This window comes from Mycetocola sp. Y442, assembly GCF_056898615.1.
In genome coordinates this window covers 1052029-1066850 of the sequence record NZ_JBXHBV010000002.1, presented here as the reverse complement: position 1 = coordinate 1066850, position 14822 = coordinate 1052029, and the positions used below count along the sequence as shown (strand labels likewise).

Annotated in this window: 12 protein-coding genes and 1 rRNA gene; 2 read left to right on the top strand and 11 right to left on the bottom strand. The window is 65.9% G+C overall.

Annotation, left to right across the window (positions count from 1 at the left end; translation table 11 throughout):
• Together AC1X6S_RS11555 and tyrS are read right to left on the bottom strand one after the other, a co-directional pair.
• A 16S ribosomal RNA gene (locus AC1X6S_RS11555) occupies positions 1–114 on the bottom strand; the annotation flags it as partial.
• A 573-nt stretch (positions 115–687) separates the two neighbouring features.
• Positions 688–1983: a tyrosine--tRNA ligase gene (gene tyrS / locus AC1X6S_RS11550; RefSeq protein WP_483405874.1), complete on the bottom strand. Its 1296-nt coding sequence runs from the start codon at positions 1981–1983 to the stop codon at positions 688–690.
• A 131-nt stretch (positions 1984–2114) separates the two neighbouring features.
• Between tyrS and AC1X6S_RS11545 the strand changes: the two genes are divergently transcribed.
• Both AC1X6S_RS11545 and AC1X6S_RS11540 read left to right on the top strand, forming a co-directional pair.
• On the top strand, positions 2115–2741 hold the full coding sequence (locus AC1X6S_RS11545) for a DNA-binding protein (protein ID WP_483405873.1): 627 nt from the start codon (positions 2115–2117) through the stop codon (positions 2739–2741).
• Positions 2738–3346 (top strand): hypothetical protein, encoded by a 609-nt coding sequence (locus AC1X6S_RS11540; RefSeq protein ID WP_483405872.1) that lies wholly within the window; start codon positions 2738–2740, stop codon positions 3344–3346. Before AC1X6S_RS11545 ends, AC1X6S_RS11540 begins: the two co-directional genes overlap by 4 nt.
• 34 nt (positions 3347–3380) lie before the next feature.
• Here AC1X6S_RS11540 and AC1X6S_RS11535 read toward each other — a convergent pair whose 3' ends face one another.
• The 9 genes from AC1X6S_RS11535 to AC1X6S_RS11495 all read right to left on the bottom strand — a co-directional run bounded on the left by AC1X6S_RS11535 (position 3381) and on the right by AC1X6S_RS11495 (position 14726).
• On the bottom strand, positions 3381–3971 hold the full coding sequence (locus tag AC1X6S_RS11535; protein WP_483405871.1) for a DNA-3-methyladenine glycosylase: 591 nt from the start codon (positions 3969–3971) through the stop codon (positions 3381–3383).
• 2 nt (positions 3972–3973) lie between these two features.
• Positions 3974–5410 carry an argininosuccinate lyase gene (gene argH, locus AC1X6S_RS11530; protein ID WP_483405870.1) on the bottom strand — a complete coding sequence of 479 codons (1437 nt, stop codon included), beginning with the start codon at positions 5408–5410 and terminating at the stop codon, positions 3974–3976.
• A 4-nt stretch (positions 5411–5414) separates the two neighbouring features.
• Positions 5415–6614, bottom strand: a complete 1200-nt coding sequence (locus tag AC1X6S_RS11525) for an argininosuccinate synthase (protein WP_108962794.1) — start codon at positions 6612–6614, stop codon at positions 5415–5417.
• Positions 6615–6686: 72 nt separating this feature from the next.
• Complete coding sequence (argF, locus tag AC1X6S_RS11520) at positions 6687–7610, bottom strand: ornithine carbamoyltransferase (RefSeq protein WP_483405869.1); 924 nt, start codon at positions 7608–7610, stop codon at positions 6687–6689.
• Complete coding sequence (locus AC1X6S_RS11515) at positions 7607–8842, bottom strand: acetylornithine transaminase (protein WP_483405868.1); 1236 nt, start codon at positions 8840–8842, stop codon at positions 7607–7609. Before AC1X6S_RS11515 ends, argF begins: the two co-directional genes overlap by 4 nt.
• Positions 8839–9765: an acetylglutamate kinase gene (gene argB, locus AC1X6S_RS11510; protein WP_483405867.1), complete on the bottom strand. Its 927-nt coding sequence runs from the start codon at positions 9763–9765 to the stop codon at positions 8839–8841. Before argB ends, AC1X6S_RS11515 begins: the two co-directional genes overlap by 4 nt.
• A 2-nt stretch (positions 9766–9767) precedes the next feature.
• Positions 9768–10919, bottom strand: coding sequence for a bifunctional glutamate N-acetyltransferase/amino-acid acetyltransferase ArgJ (gene argJ, locus AC1X6S_RS11505; RefSeq protein ID WP_483405866.1), 1152 nt, complete (start codon positions 10917–10919; stop codon positions 9768–9770).
• Positions 10916–11971 carry an N-acetyl-gamma-glutamyl-phosphate reductase gene (gene argC, locus AC1X6S_RS11500; RefSeq protein ID WP_483405865.1) on the bottom strand — a complete coding sequence of 352 codons (1056 nt, stop codon included), beginning with the start codon at positions 11969–11971 and terminating at the stop codon, positions 10916–10918. Before argC ends, argJ begins: the two co-directional genes overlap by 4 nt.
• A gap of 232 nt (positions 11972–12203) precedes the next feature.
• The gene (locus AC1X6S_RS11495; protein WP_483405864.1) at positions 12204–14726 is read right to left on the bottom strand and encodes a DEAD/DEAH box helicase; all 2523 of its coding nucleotides are present in this window, start codon (positions 14724–14726) and stop codon (positions 12204–12206) included.
• Positions 14727–14822 lie beyond the last annotated feature (96 nt).

Here is a 14822-nt window from a genome sequence, read left to right as displayed (position 1 = left end):
TTACTCACCCGTTCGCCACTAATCACCAGAGCAAGCTCTGGATCATCGTTCGACTTGCATGTGTTAAGCACGCCGCCAGCGTTCGTCCTGAGCCAGGATCAAACTCTCCGTAAATGTTTAATTGCCAGGCACCCGAAGGTGCCGGCACATTGTTTGCGGTAACGAACCGGAATAGGTTCGAAAAACCGCGAGTTTGAAACTGACAGAACAAATCATTACTGACTTGCTTTGTTGTTTAAATGTTTTCCAAAGGAATCCGTAACCCAACCAGAAAAGGTCGAGTCAACGGGTATTTGGCATTTGACATTGTGCACGCTGTTGAGTTCTCAAGGATCGGATGCTCCCGCTTTTCACCCTTCCGGGCTGCTCCGCAGGGCAACTTCTCTACCCTAGCACCAGTTATTTGCCATCCTGACCACGCTCTTTCCGAACCGAAGTTCGTTCAGACTCGTATCGAGTTGGACCCTGGTGGAGGGTCATCTTCAAACGCCGATCGACCCGAATAATCGAGTGTCTTCGTATCTGAAGAAGTTCGTCCCGCATGAGGCCGGCGAGCTAAGCTCAGCCGCACCTTTGGGGTGACAAGTAAGTACTTTACGTTCAGTGCGGCCAGCTCGCAACTCGCCGGTGCAGGTCGGGCGTGTCGCCCGGGGCGACCCCCGCGGACACCCCGACCGGGGCGCTCGACTACGCCGTAAACACGCCAGCGAGAGTCTTCTTGCCCCTCCGGAGAACCGCCACTCCCCCGGCCAGGGTGTCGTCGAGAACGGCAGACTCATCGGTGACCTTGGCGTTGTTGAGGTACACACCACCCTGCGCAATCGCACGGCGTGCCTCGCCGATGCTCGAGGTGAGCTTGGTGTCGACAAGGAGCTGGGTCAGCGGAACCCCGAGCGCAGCGGTCACATTCGGGAGTTCGGAAAGCGCTGAGGCGAGCGTTGCGGCGTCGAGACCCGTCAGTTCACCCTGGCCGAAGAGGGCTGCGGACGCGGCGATCGCGGCATCCGTTGCGTCGACACCGTGAACGAGAGAGGTGACCTCGTACGCGAGTCGCTTCTGTGCTTCCCGACGGAACGGCTCGGAAGCCACAGCTTCTTCGAGTCGCTCGATCTCTTCGCGAGTGAGGAAGGTGAACACCTTGAGCCGCGCGATGACATCGGCGTCGTCGGAATTGACCCAGAACTGGTAGAACGCGTACGGACTCGTCATCTCGGGGTCGAGCCAGACGGCGTTGCCCTCGCTCTTGCCGAACTTCGTGCCGTCCGAGTTGGTGATGAGCGGGGTGCCGATGGCGTGCGCGCTCTTCCCCTCGGCCTTGTGGATGAGGTCGGTTCCGCTCGTGAGGTTTCCCCACTGGTCGCTGCCACCGGTCTGCAACACACAGCCGTAGCTGCGGAACAGCTCGAGGAAGTCCATGCCCTGCAGGATCTGGTAGCTGAACTCGGTGTAGCTGATACCCGCGTCGGAGTTGAGGCGTGCGCTGACGGCATCCTTCTTGAGCATTGTCCCGACCCGGAAGTACTTGCCGACGTCGCGGAGGAAGTCGATGGCGGAGAGCGGCGCCGTCCAGTCGAGGTTGTTCACCATGCGTGCGGCATTGTCGCCGTCGAAACTCAGGAACCGGGAGACCTGGCCCTGCAGTCGCTCCACCCAGTCGGCAACAGTCTCGCGGGTATTGAGCGTGCGTTCGGCCGTCGGGCGTGGGTCGCCGATGAGCCCGGTCGATCCGCCGACGAGGCCGAGCGGCTTGTGGCCGGCGAGCTGGATGCGGCGCATGACCAGGAGCTGAACGAGGTTTCCGAGGTGCAGGCTCGGTGCGGTCGGGTCGAACCCGCAGTAGTAGGTGATCGGCGCGCCGGCGAGGAGCTCTTTCAGCTCACCCGCATCGGTCGACACGTGCACGAGTCCTCGCCAGACGAGTTCCTCCCAGATGTCATCGAAGGTGGAATCATTCGCTTGGCTGGACAGTAGTGACGTGGACACGACTGACACGATACCAGCGCGGTCGGGCACGCCCGTGGCACATGTGAGGTTGGGACCTCACCCTTGACATGGTTTAGGTTATTTCCTAATATCGTTGGAGTTATGCTTGTGGCCTAAACCCAAGGAGTGCCATGTTCGTTCTCACTGCCGACCAGGTCGACAGCCGCAACACCGCAGACAAGGTCGCTGCCACGCTCGCCGCTCTCAACTCTGAGTACGGTGCTCGGCTGCTGCTCCCCGCCGACCGCACGGCTGGCGATGAGTTGCAGCTCCTCGTCGACGATGCCGAGCTCGTCCTCTCCCTCGTCCTCGCGCTGACCCGTGACGGCGCCTGGAGTGTTGGCGTCGGGGTGGGTTCCGTCCGCCAGCCGCTCCCCGCCGATACCCGCGAAGCGACGGGCGAGGCCTTTTATGCGGCACGGGATGCCGTCACGCGCGCAAAGAAGCAGCCGACCCGTTTCGCGCTCACCCTGGCCGGTGAAGAGAACGACTCCCCGGCTCTTCGTGGCAGCGACGTCGAGGCTCTCGTGACGCTGCTGCTGCACCTGCGGGATCGTCGCACCGACGGGGGCTGGGAGTTGTACGACCTCCTGTCGAGCGGACTGACCCAGTCGGAGTCGGCCGACAGGCTCGGGATCACGCCGGGAGCCGCGAGCCTCCGTGCCCGGGCCGCGGGAATCCGTGTCGAACGGGCAGCGTCCGAGGCGCTTGTTAGGCTACTCGACACCATCAACCCCAGCGAGGAGACCGAGGCATGACCCCGATCGTCGGCACGGTTCCCGGCACCATCTACTGGGTGCTCGTCCTCCTGCTCGCCGCGGCCTGTCTCGGTGTGATTTTGCTCGCGCAGTGGCGCCAGCGGCCACGGTGGATCATCATCGCCGCCGTGATCCTCGCGGTCGACGTCATCCTTCTCGCGATCCCGTCGCCCGTCGTTCCGCTCGGCGTGCTCATCGCGCTCGGCGTGCTTTCCGTCGCGATCGCCGTGCTCGGGGGCGGCACCGCCACGAGCTATGTGCTCAAGCTCGCAACCCGCGGGCTCGTCCGGCCCGGACTGTTCGGCGGCATCCTCGTGACCGAGCCCGATCGCACCGGCCGCGGAACGGCGCGCGCGTCTGCCGGCGCCCAGCACGAGGTGCTGCGCGGTGGACGCACGATCGGGTACCTCGAGCGGTTCGCCGTTGTGGCCACACTCATGGCCGGATTCCCCGAGGCCATCGCGATCATCGTTGCGATCAAGGGTGTCGGCCGGTTCACCGAGCTCGAGGCCCCCGAGGCCCGTGAGCGGTTCATCATCGGCACGTTCGCGAGCCTGATCTGGGCGTCGTCGAGTGCGGCGCTGTTCTACCTGGCGCTCAGCTGATCCGCTGCCGGTTGGCAGCGACCTGCGCCAGCGCTCAGGCCTTCGGATGCCGCTTGTAGGGTGACACGCTCGACTCACCGGGGATCCAGAACCGCCAGGGCAGGTCGGCACCGCCAGCGACACCGGTTCGGGGACCCGTCTCGTACGCGGCGGGCTCGCCCGCTGGTTCGAGCGAGAATGGCGGGGCAAACAGGTCGCTCCCGTTCTCAGCCAGGCTGATGCCGAGGGCGACGACGAGCCGCGCCGGCCCCTGCGCCAGGTCGCGGTCGCTCTTCGAGGTTGTCCGCCGGAACCGCGCCAGCTCGATACCCTCGACGATCTCGCCCGCACGGATCAGACACGCGGATGCTTCGCCCTCGGGTGAGCAGACCACGTTGGCGCACACGTGCATCCCGTAGGTGAAGTAGCAGTACAGGTGCCCCGGCTCACCGAACATGCTCGCGTTCCGAGCCGTCTTACCGCGGAACGCGTGCGAACCCGGGTCCACGCCCTGCCCGATATACGCCTCCACCTCGGTGATGCGCACACCGACGGTGCCGGCATCCGTCGTATGACGAAGCACCGCACCCAGAAGGTGCGGTGCTACGTCAACGGACGGGCGCTCGAAGAACGCGCGGTCGAACATTCTCAGGCGCGGAGTGCCTGCGACAGAACACGGACACGCTCGACCAGCTGGTGGCGCTGCTCGGCCACCCGGTCGGGAGCGGTTCCGCCGACGCCGTTGCGTGACGCAATCGACCCCTGGACGGTGAGCACATCCCGAACCGCCGGCACGAGGTGCTCGGAGATTCCGGCGAGGTCCTCGTCAGAGGGCTCATGGAGCTCGAGTCCGCGCTTCTCGCAGAACTGCACGAGCTCACCCGAGATCTCGTGCGCATCGCGGAAGCTGACGCCCTGTCGAACAAGCCACTCGGCAACATCCGTCGCGAGCGAGAAGCCCTGCGGGGCAAGCTCGGCCATGCGCTCGGTGTTGAAACGCAGCGTCGCAACCATGCCGGTGAAGGCGGGCAGCAGGACCTCGAGCTGTTCCACAGTGTCGAAGACCGGCTCCTTGTCTTCCTGAATGTCGCGGTTGTACGCGAGAGGAAGTCCCTTGAACGTCGCCAGCAGCCCGGTGAGGTTGCCGATGAGCCGACCCGATTTGCCGCGAGCGAGTTCGGCGATGTCCGGGTTCTTCTTCTGCGGCATGATGCTCGAGCCCGTCGAGTAGCCATCGTCGAGGGTGACGAGGTTGAACTCGCGTGTGTTCCACACGATGATGTCCTCGGCGAAACGCGACAGGTTGATACCGATGAGCGATGCGATGAAGGCGAATTCCGCGACAACGTCACGGCTCGCCGTCGCATCGAGCGAGTTCTCGGTCGGGCGGTCGAGGCCCAGTTCGGATGCCACGAGCTGCGGATCGAGGCCAAGCGAGCTTCCCGCAAGCGCACCGGATCCGTACGGCGACGCCGAGGCCCGCTTGGTCCAGTCGGCGAGGCGCTCGAGGTCACGCACGAGCGGCCAGGCGTGGGCGAGCAGGTGGTGCGCGAGCAGCACCGGCTGAGCGTGCTGGAGGTGCGTGCGTCCGGGCATCGGGGCGTCGGCGTGCGCCTCGGCCTGTGAGGCGATGGCATCGATCAGCTGGATGACGAGGTGCCCGATCACGCGCGAGTGGTTCAGCAGGTACAGCCGAACCAGGGTCGCGATCTGGTCGTTCCGGCTGCGACCGGCGCGAAGCTTGCCGCCCAGTTCAACACCGGCGCGGTCGATCAGACCGCGCTCGAGCGCGGAGTGCACGTCCTCGTCGGCTTCGTCAGCAGTGAACGCGCCGGAGGCGGCGTCCTCTTCGAGGCGATCGAGGGCATCCAGCATGGCAACAAGCTCGTCGTCGCTGAGGTAACCCGCCGCGGCGAGTGCCTTGGCGTGCGCCCGTGAACCGGCGATGTCATATGGTGCAAGCTGCCAGTCGAACTGCGTCGACTTGCTCAGGCGAGCCAGTTCGGGTGACGGCCCGCTGGCGAAGCGTCCGCCCCAGAGTGCACCGGCTTCACTTGCCCGGTTGGTGGAGTCGTCACCCGACACGGCGCTACTCCTGACCTGCGTCGCGCCGAGCCGAGATCTTGCTCGGCAGCGACCACAGCTCGATGAAGCCCTTCGCCATCGACTGGTCGAACGTGTCGCCCGTGTCGTAGGTGGCGAGGTTGAAGTCGTAGAGGCTCGAGTCGCTCCTGCGGCCGGTGACGACGGCAGAACCGGCGTGCAGCTTGAGGCGGATGTCGCCCGAAACGTGCTTCTGGGTCTCGTCGATGAAGACGTCGAGCGCCTTCTTGAGACCGGAGAACCAGAGTCCGTCGTAAACGAGCTCTGCCCACTTCGACTCGACGGTGCGCTTGTAGCGTGCGAGGTCGCGCTCGATAGTCATGTTCTCGAGCTCTTCGTGTGCGGTGATGAGCGCGATGCCGGCTGGTGACTCGTAAACCTCGCGGCTCTTGATGCCGATGAGGCGGTCTTCGACGATGTCGATCCGGCCGACGCCCTGGTCACCGGCGAGGCGGTTCATGAGCTCGACGGCCTGGAGCGGCGTGATGGACTTGCCGTCGTAGGCAACGGGCACACCCTGGTCGAAGGTGATGACGACCTCGGTCGGCGCTCCGGCCTGAGCGGGGTCCTTCGTGTAGGTGTAGAGGTCTTCGATCGGCGGGTTCCACGGGTCTTCGAGGAAGCCGGTCTCAACGGCGCGACCCCAGACGTTCTGGTCGATCGAGTACGGGCTCTTCTTCGACTGCGCGATCGGCAGGTTGTGCTGCTCGGCGTAGACGATGGCCTTGTCGCGGGTCAGCGCGAGGTCGCGGACCGGAGCGATGCTCGTCAGGTCTGGCGCGAGTGCGGCGACGGCGGCTTCGAAGCGGACCTGGTCGTTGCCCTTGCCGGTGCACCCGTGTGCAACGCTGTTGGCGCCGAGCTCCTTGGCGGTGGATGCCAGGTACTTCGCGATGAGCGGACGGCTGAGAGCCGAGACCAGCGGGTAGCGCTTCTGGTACAGCGCGTTCGCCTTGAGTGCCGGCATCAGGTAGTCGCTGGCGAACTCCTCGCGCGCGTCGACGACGACCGACTCAACGGCGCCACAGTCGAGGGCGCGCTGGCGGATGACCTCCATGTCCTCGCCCTCTTGTCCGACGTCGATGGCGAGTGCCACGACCTCTTTACCTGTCGCATCCTTCAGCCATCCGATGCCGACCGAGGTGTCGAGACCGCCCGAGTATGCGAGTACGACGCGTTCCGCCATGAGATTCTCCTTGATTGCTTGTGGTTAAAAGTGTAGTGAAAGTGCCCGGATGGTCCGGGCTGGCCCTGTGGGTCAGGCGCGTTCGAGCAGCCAGACGAGCAGCGCCTTCTGGGCGTGCAGTCGGTTTTCTGCTTCGTCCCAGATAATCGACTGCGGTCCGTCGATGACATCGGCGGTGACCTCGAAGCCACGGTCAGCCGGGAGGCAGTGCATGAATACGGCGTCGCTCTTCGCGAGCGCCATCATCTCGGCGTCGACCCTGAACGGGTTAAGCACGGCAACCCGTGCCGCCTTCTCCTCTTCCTTGCCCATCGACACCCAGGTGTCGGTGATGAGGATGTCGGAACCGGATGCCGCCTCGCGGGCGTCGCCGAAGAGGGCGATCGATCCGCCGGTCGTCGCTGCGATGCGTGTGGCGTCGGCGACAACTGCTGGGTCCGGAGTGAACCCCTCCGGTGACGCAATCCGCACGTTCATCCCCGCCGTCGCACCCGCGAGCAGGTAGGAATGCGCCATGTTGCAGCCACCGTCACCGACGAAGGTGAGGGTGAGCCCCGCGAGGGTGCCCTTGTGCTCCTTGATCGTGAGCAGGTCGGCGAGCAACTGGCACGGGTGAAACTCATCACTCAACGCGTTGACGACGGGAACCGTCGTGCCGTTTGCCATCTCCTCGAGTCCGGCCTGGCCGAAGGTGCGCCAGACGATCGCTGCGACCTGGCGTTCGAGCACGCGCGCGGTGTCGGCAGCGGTCTCCTTTCCACCGAGCTGGCTCGACGCGGTGGAAATGATAAGCGGTGATCCGCCGAGGTCGGCGATGCCGACGGCGAACGAAACCCGGGTGCGGGTCGACGACTTGTCGAAGATCACCGCAACGGTCTGCGGACCCTCGAGGGGACGACGCGAGAACCTGTCGCGCTTCATCTCGATCGCGAGATCGAGGATCTCGGCTTGCTCAGCGGGGCTGAGGTCGTCGTCGCGGAGGAAGTGCCGGGTCATGTCGTGCCTGCAATCGGTGTTGTGGTGGGCGAAGGTGTGCCGTCGGCGATCGCTGTCGCGCGATCGAGTGCCGCACGGAAGCGTCGGTCGAACCCGGCGAGTTCGGCGTCGCCGACAATCAGCGGCGGTGCGAGCCGGATCGTTTGGGGGTTCGGCGCGTTGATGATGAGGCCCTCGGCAAGCGCCGCCGAGACGAGCGCCGGTGCGACGGGTTCGGTCAGCTCGATGCCGAGGAGCAGTCCGCGTCCCCGAACGCCGGCGATCAGCGGTGAGCCGATGCCGGTGATCGCGTCACTCAGTTGCTCACCGCGCGCCCGGGCATTATCGACGAGGCCAGCGGTCTCGATCTCGCCGAGCACGGCGTTGGCTGCCGCGGTCGCGAGCGGGTTGCCGCTGAACGTCGAACCGTGCTGGCCCGGTGTGAAGAGGTCGGATGCCGCACCAAACGTCACGAGGGCGCCGATCGGCACTCCCCCGCCGATTCCTTTCGCGAGGGTCACGGCATCCGGAACGATGCCCTCCCGCTGGAACGCGAACCAGGACCCGGTGCGGCCGGCACCGGTCTGGATCTCGTCGACGATCAGCAACGCGCCGTGCCGGGTGGCGAGCTCACGGGCGCGGCCGAGGAACCCGGCCGGCAGCTCGCGCACGCCTGCCTCGCCCTGGATCGGTTCGACGATGATCGCGGCGACGGTGTCGTCGAAAGCGCTCTCGAGCGCCTCGAGCGTGGCATCGATGTGGGTGACACCGGGCACCATCGGCTCAAACGCCTCACGGATGGACGGCTTGCCCGTGAGCGCGAGCGCACCCATCGTGCGGCCGTGGAACGAGTTGTTGAGCGCGAGAATACGGGTGCGGCGGCCGTCGCCGTTGTTGAGCCGCGCGAGTTTGAACGCCGCCTCGTTGGCTTCTGCCCCTGAGTTTGCGAAGTAGAGCCGGCCGGCATCCCCCGCACCGGTCAGCCGCTTGAGCCGTGCGGCCAGTTCGAGCTGCGGTGCCGTGACGAAGTAGTTCGACACGTGGATGAGTGTTGCCGCCTGGGTGGCGATGGCCTCGACGAGCACCGGGTGGGCGTGGCCGAGCGCATTGACGGCGATCCCGCCGAGGAAGTCGAGGTATTCGCGACCGTCTTCGTCCCAGACCATGCATCCTGAACCGTGCGTGAGCAGTGCCTGAGGTTCGCCGAAGACGCGCATCATGTCGTGCGCGGCGACGAGGTGCCAGTCCTTCATGAGTCCTCCCCCACGATCTGTGTTCCGATGCCCTGCTGGGTGAATACCTCGAGCAGGATCGAATGCTCGAGCCTGCCATCGATGATCGCCGCGTTGCGCACTCCGCCGTCGACGGCCTCGAGACACGCGGCCATCTTCGGGATCATTCCCGATTCGAGCGCCGGCAGAAGATCGCGCAGCGCCGTGGTCGAGATGACCGACACGAGCGAATCACGATCGGGCCAGTCACTGTAGAGGCCTGCGACATCGGTGAGGATGAGGAACTTGTCGGCGTTCAGAGCCACAGCGAGAGCGGATGCCGCGGCGTCAGCGTTCACGTTGAGCACCTGGCCCGGCGCGTCGCCGTCGGGCGCGATCGATGAGATGACGGGGATGAGTCCGGCGTCGATGGCGTCGAGCACGGTCTGGGGCGCCACCGACACGACGTCGCCGACGAGACCGAGGTCGACGGTTTCGCCGTTCACGACCGCACCGCGGCGCGCTCCGGTGAAGAGCGTTGTTGCCGCTCCGGACTCGGTGCTGCTCGCCGCTTCGCCGCTCAGTCCGATCGAGAAGCTGCCATGCTCGTTGATGAGCTCGACGAGGTGCGCGTTGACGTCGTGGTTCAGGACGTCTCGAACAACGGTCATGGCCTCGGGCGTTGTCACACGGTAGCCGCCACGGAATTCGCTCTCGATGCCGAGCTCGGTGAGCCGTGCCGAAATCTGCGGTCCACCTCCGTGCACGACGACGGGCTTGAGGCCCGCGTGGCGGAGGAAGACCATGTCTTCGGCGAAGGCACGGGTGAGTTCAGGACTGACCATGGCGTTCCCGCCGAACTTCACGACGGCAATGGCACCGTGGTAGCGCTTGAGCCATGGCAGCGCTTCAATGAGCACCGCGGCTTTCGCTATGGCGTCTGTGGTAGCTGCTGTATCCGTCATCATCAACTCGAGTACGCGCTGTTCTCGTGCACGTAGTCGTGCGTGAGGTCGTTGGTCAGGATGGTGGCCGACTCGGTGCCCTCTTTGAGATCGATGACGACCGAGACCGCACGGCCGGTGAGGTCCACGTCCTCGCGCGGGGCGTCCGGCGCCCCGGCATGACAGACCCGAACACCGTTCATCGAGACGTCAACGGCGTATGGGTCGAACACGGCCTGGGTGGTTCCGATCGCGGCGAGCACCCGGCCCCAGTTGGGGTCGTTGCCGAAGACGGCGGCCTTGAAGAGGTTGTTCCGTGCGACGGAGCGGCCGACCTCGACGGCGTCGTCTTCGCTCACAGCCCCGTTGACCTCGATGGTGATGTCGTGGCTCGCGCCCTCAGCATCGCCCTGGAGCTGGCGGGCCAGGTCGAGGCAGATCTCGCGGACGGCAGCGGCGAACGAATCGGCGTCGGGTGAGACCCCGGATGCTCCCGACGCGAGGAGAGTGACCTGGTCGTTCGTCGACATACAGCCGTCCGAGTCGAGGCGGTCGAAGCTGACCCTGGTGGCCGCCCGCAGCGCGCGGTCGAGCTGGTCGCTGGCGAGATCGGCGTCGGTTGTGAGCACGACGAGCATGGTGGCGAGCCCTGGCGCGAGCATCCCTGCGCCCTTCGCCATTCCGCCGATCACCCAGCCGTCGCCCTCGACAACCGCCGTCTTCGCGTGGCTGTCGGTGGTGAGGATCGCCTCGGCGGCGTCGGTTCCGCCGTCGGTGCTGAGCGCGGCTGCAGCCGTTGCGACGCCGGGCAGGAGCTTGTCACGATCGAGCTGCACGCCGATGAGGCCGGTCGAGCAGACGAGGACGTCGCCGGCTGAGACCTCGAGTGCGGATGCCACGGCCTCGGCTGTGGCGTGGGTGGTCTGAAAGCCCTCGGGGCCGGTAAAGCAGTTCGCGCCGCCCGAGTTGAGCACGATCGCGTTGACCGTTCCGTCGTCAATGACCTGCTTCGACCAGAGGATCGGGTTGGCCTGCGCACGGTTGCTCGTGAACACGGCGGCGGACGCATGGCGGGGTCCGCGGTTGACGACGAGCGCGAGGTCCTTGCCGCCCGAGTCCTTGAGGCCGATTGCGATCCCTGACGCTTCGAATCCCTGTGCTGCGGTGACGGTCACGGTGCTACTCCGTTCAGAGGAAGCCCAGTTGCTTCGTCGAGTCCCAGCGCGATATTCGCTGACTGGATGGCGGCACCAGCGGTGCCCTTGGCGAGGTTGTCGACGGCGGTCACGACGACGACACGGCCGGCCGCTTCGTCGACGGCGAGCCCCATCAGCATGGTGTTCGCGCCGATCACATCGGCGGTCCGGGGGAACTCCCCCTCCGGCAGGAGCTGCACGAAGATCTCGGAACCGTAGGCGTCCTGCCAGGCCGCACGGACCGCATCCGCGCTGGTTCCCGGCACGATGCGGGCGGTGCTGGTCGCGAGGATGCCGCGCGACATCGGCACGAGGACCGGCGTGAACGAGACGCTCACGTCGGTGGCGCCCGCCGTGCGAAGGCTCTGCGCGATCTCGGGGATGTGCCGGTGGGTGCCGCCGACCGCGTATGGGTTGGCGGAGCCGAGGATTTCACTCGCGAGCAAGTTGGTCTTGAGCGCCTTGCCGGCACCGGACGGCCCGACCGCGAGTACCGAGACGATGTCGGTCGCCTCGATCACTCCGGCGAGGATGCCTGGCACGAGCGAGAGGGCGACGGTGCTCGCGTTGCAGCCGGGGGCCGCGATCCGCCGTGCGCCGACGAGGTTGTCGCGCTGCTTGATCGAGCCCGTCGGGGTGCTGAGCTGAAGCTCCGGCACGCCGTACTGCCAGGCGCCGAAGTAGTCGCCGCCGTAGAACTGTGCCCAGTCGGCCTCACTGGTGAGGCGGTGGTCGGCACCGCAGTCGATGACGAGCGTGTCGGGGTCGAGCTGGGCGGTGACCTCACCGGACTTGCCGTGCGGCAGCGCGAGGAAGACAACATCGTGCCCGGCGAGGTTCTCCGGGGTGGTGTCGGTCAGGGTCAGGTGCGCGAGCGACCGCAGGTGCGGTTGCACGGATGCCAGTGGCTGGCCCGCATTGGAATGCGCGGTGACGGTGCGGATGTCGAAGTCGGGGTGGGCCGCGAGCAATCGCAGCAACTCGCCCCCTGCGTACCCGGATGCTCCGGCTACGGCTACAGAGAAGGACATGGCTCTACCTTATTGAGGTGATGAACGATGGATGGTCGGCGGCGCCTCTCGGAACCGTGCCATGCACCGTTCGCCCAGCGTCGCCTATCGTCGCTCTGAGGTGTTACGGCGTCGACGAAGTGCGCTCGGGGCGAAGCCCTGGGCTGAAACACTGCTGTCGAAGATGGCCATTCCTCGACTTTAGCGGGTTCCGAGCGGCATCCGCCAATCGACGGCGTGCTCCGAACCGAACCTAGAGGGAATCCACCGCGGTGACGGTGACAACGGCGAACCCCTGCTCGTCGGACACAGCGAGGTCGACCGTCGCGCTGATCCCCCAGTCGTGGTCGCCGGCCGGGTCATCGAAGATTTGCCGGGCGGTCCAGACGGGCCCTGACTCATCGAGGATGAGGAGCTTCGAGCTGCGCGCGTCTGGTCCGGTGAGGATCTGGTCGTGCAGTTCGTAGTAGCCGTCGAGCGCGTTGGCCCAGCGGTCGGCGTCGAATCCGGATGCCGCGTCCAGCTCCCCGAGGGCGTCGTAGTCTTCCAGCGCGGCCAGTTGCACCCGGCGGAAGAGCTCGTTCCGCACGAGGATGCGGAACGCCCGAACGTTGGAGCTGAGGCGCTGCGGTGCTGGCGGAACAATCTCGCCCGCGTGCTCGGCGTGCTTCTCCGGGTCGGGGTGGGTGAGTTCTTCCCACTCGTCGAGCAAGCTCGAGTCGACCTGGCGCACGAGCTCGCCGAGCCACTCGATCAGGTCGAGCAGGTCTTCGTTCTTGGCCTCGTCGGGGATGGTCTGGCGGGCGGCGCGGTACGCGTCCGACAGGTAGCGCAGCACGACACCCTCGCTGCGGGCGAGCTTGTAGAACGCGATGAACTCACCGAACGACATCGCGCGCTCGTACATGTCGCGCACCACGGACTTCGGGCTGAGCTCGAAGTCACGGATCCACGGCTGGGAGGCGCTGTAGGTCTCGAAGGTGATCGTCAGCAGTTCGTTGAGCGGCTTCGGGTAGCTGACCTCCTCGAGCAGCTCCATCCGCTCGTCGTACTCGATGCCCTCTGACTTCATCGCGGCGACAGCCTCGCCCCGGGCGAGGAACTGCTGCTGGCTGAGCACGGCACGCGGGTTATCGAGGGTCGCCTCGACGATGGAGATCATGTCGAGTGCGTAGCTCGGGTCTTCGGGGTCGAGCAGCTCGAATGCGGCGAGCGCGAACGGCGACAACGGCTGGTTGAGCGCGAAGTTGGGCTGCAGGTCCACGGTGAGGCGAATCGTCCCGTCTGCCGACTGCTCGACGATGCCCGAGTCGCGGAGCGTGCGGTAGATGCCGAGGGCGCGTCGGGCGAGCTCGAGCTGGCGTTTGAACGGTTCGTGGTTGTCGAAGACGAGGTCGTGGACGTGCTGATAGACATCTCCCCCGCGGCCGATGACGTTGATGAGCATCGCCGAGGTGATCTGCATGCTCGACGTGAGCGTCTCCGGTTCAGCGGCGACGAGGCGCTGGAAGGACGGCTCTCCCCAGGAGACGAACCCGTCAGGCGCCTTCTTGCGGATGATCTTGCGCTTCTTCTTCGGGTCGTCGCCGGCCTTCTTGATGGCGTTGAGGTTCTCGGTCTCGTGCTCGGGCGCCTGCACGACGACGGTTCCGGCCGTGTCGTAGCCCGCACGCCCAGCCCGACCGGCGATCTGGTGGAACTCGCGGGCCTTGAGCTGGCGCATCTTCACGCCGTCGTACTTGGTCAGCGCGGTGAACAGCACGGTGCGAATGGGAACGTTGATGCCGACGCCGAGAGTGTCGGTGCCACAGATCACGCGCAGCATGCCCTGCTGCGCGAGCTGCTCGACGAGACGGCGGTACTTCGGCAGCATGCCCGCGTGGTGCACACCGATGCCGGCGCGAAGCAGCCGGGAGAGGGTCTTGCCGAAGCTGGTGGTGAACCGGAAGCCGCCGATCGCTTCGGCGATGGCATCCCGTTGCTCTCTCGTGGCGACCTTCATGCTCGACATCGACTGGGCGCGCTCCATCGCGGCGGCCTGCGAGAAGTGCACGACGTAGATCGGGGCCTGGCCCGTCGTCAGGAGCTCTTCGACGGTCTCGTGAATCGGCGTGGTCTCGTAGTAGAAATGCAGCGGTACCGGGCGCTCGACACCGGTGACGCGGGCGGTCTCCCGCCCGGTACGGCGGGTGAGGTCTTCGGCGATCTCCGTGACGTCGCCGAGGGTCGCCGAGAGCAGGATGAACTGGGCGCGCGGCAGTGACAGCAGCGGCACCTGCCACGCCCAGCCGCGGTCGGGGTCAGCGTAGAAGTGGAACTCGTCCATGACGATCTGGTCGACCTCGGTGTCTTCACCGTGGCGGAGGGCGAGGTTGGCGAGGATCTCTGCGGTGCAGCAGATGATCGGGGCGTCGGCGTTGACCGAGGAGTCGCCGGTCATCATGCCGACGTTCTCGGCGCCGAAGATCGCGACGAGGGAGAAGAACTTCTCGCTCACGAGTGCCTTGATCGGGGCCGTGTAGAAGCTGCGCTTGCCCGCGACCAGGGCGGCGTAATGCGCGCCGACCGCGACGAGCGACTTACCGGTGCCCGTTGGGGTGCTGAGGATGAGGTTCTGCCCGGAGACGATCTCGATGATCGCTTCGTCCTGTGCCGGATACAGACGGATGCCGGTGGCGGTGACCCAGTCGCTGAATGCCTCGTAGACGGCATCCGGATCGATCGCCTCGCCCTGTGTTGTCGAAAGGGCGCGCGGGTCGAGCAGCAGAGAAGTCATTGTGCTTCGATCATGCCCTACTCGGCTGGCAAGCCCGCGATCTGCGCTCGCTGTGCCCTTCGCGATCTCCGCGGTCGCCGTGGTCTCCGTGGTCTC

Coding starts and splice junctions, on each gene's coding strand:
- argF (WP_483405869.1), bottom strand. CDS start 7,610: ATGACCCGGCACTTCCTCCGCGACGACGACCTCAGCCCCGCTGAGCAA.
- AC1X6S_RS11525 (WP_108962794.1), bottom strand. CDS start 6,614: ATGGCGGAACGCGTCGTACTCGCATACTCGGGCGGTCTCGACACCTCG.
- AC1X6S_RS11535 (WP_483405871.1), bottom strand. CDS start 3,971: ATGTTCGACCGCGCGTTCTTCGAGCGCCCGTCCGTTGACGTAGCACCG.
- AC1X6S_RS11540 (WP_483405872.1), top strand. CDS start 2,738: ATGACCCCGATCGTCGGCACGGTTCCCGGCACCATCTACTGGGTGCTC.
- AC1X6S_RS11495 (WP_483405864.1), bottom strand. CDS start 14,726: ATGACTTCTCTGCTGCTCGACCCGCGCGCCCTTTCGACAACACAGGGC.
- argB (WP_483405867.1), bottom strand. CDS start 9,765: ATGACGGATACAGCAGCTACCACAGACGCCATAGCGAAAGCCGCGGTG.
- AC1X6S_RS11545 (WP_483405873.1), top strand. CDS start 2,115: ATGTTCGTTCTCACTGCCGACCAGGTCGACAGCCGCAACACCGCAGAC.
- argC (WP_483405865.1), bottom strand. CDS start 11,971: ATGTCCTTCTCTGTAGCCGTAGCCGGAGCATCCGGGTACGCAGGGGGC.
- AC1X6S_RS11515 (WP_483405868.1), bottom strand. CDS start 8,842: ATGAAGGACTGGCACCTCGTCGCCGCGCACGACATGATGCGCGTCTTC.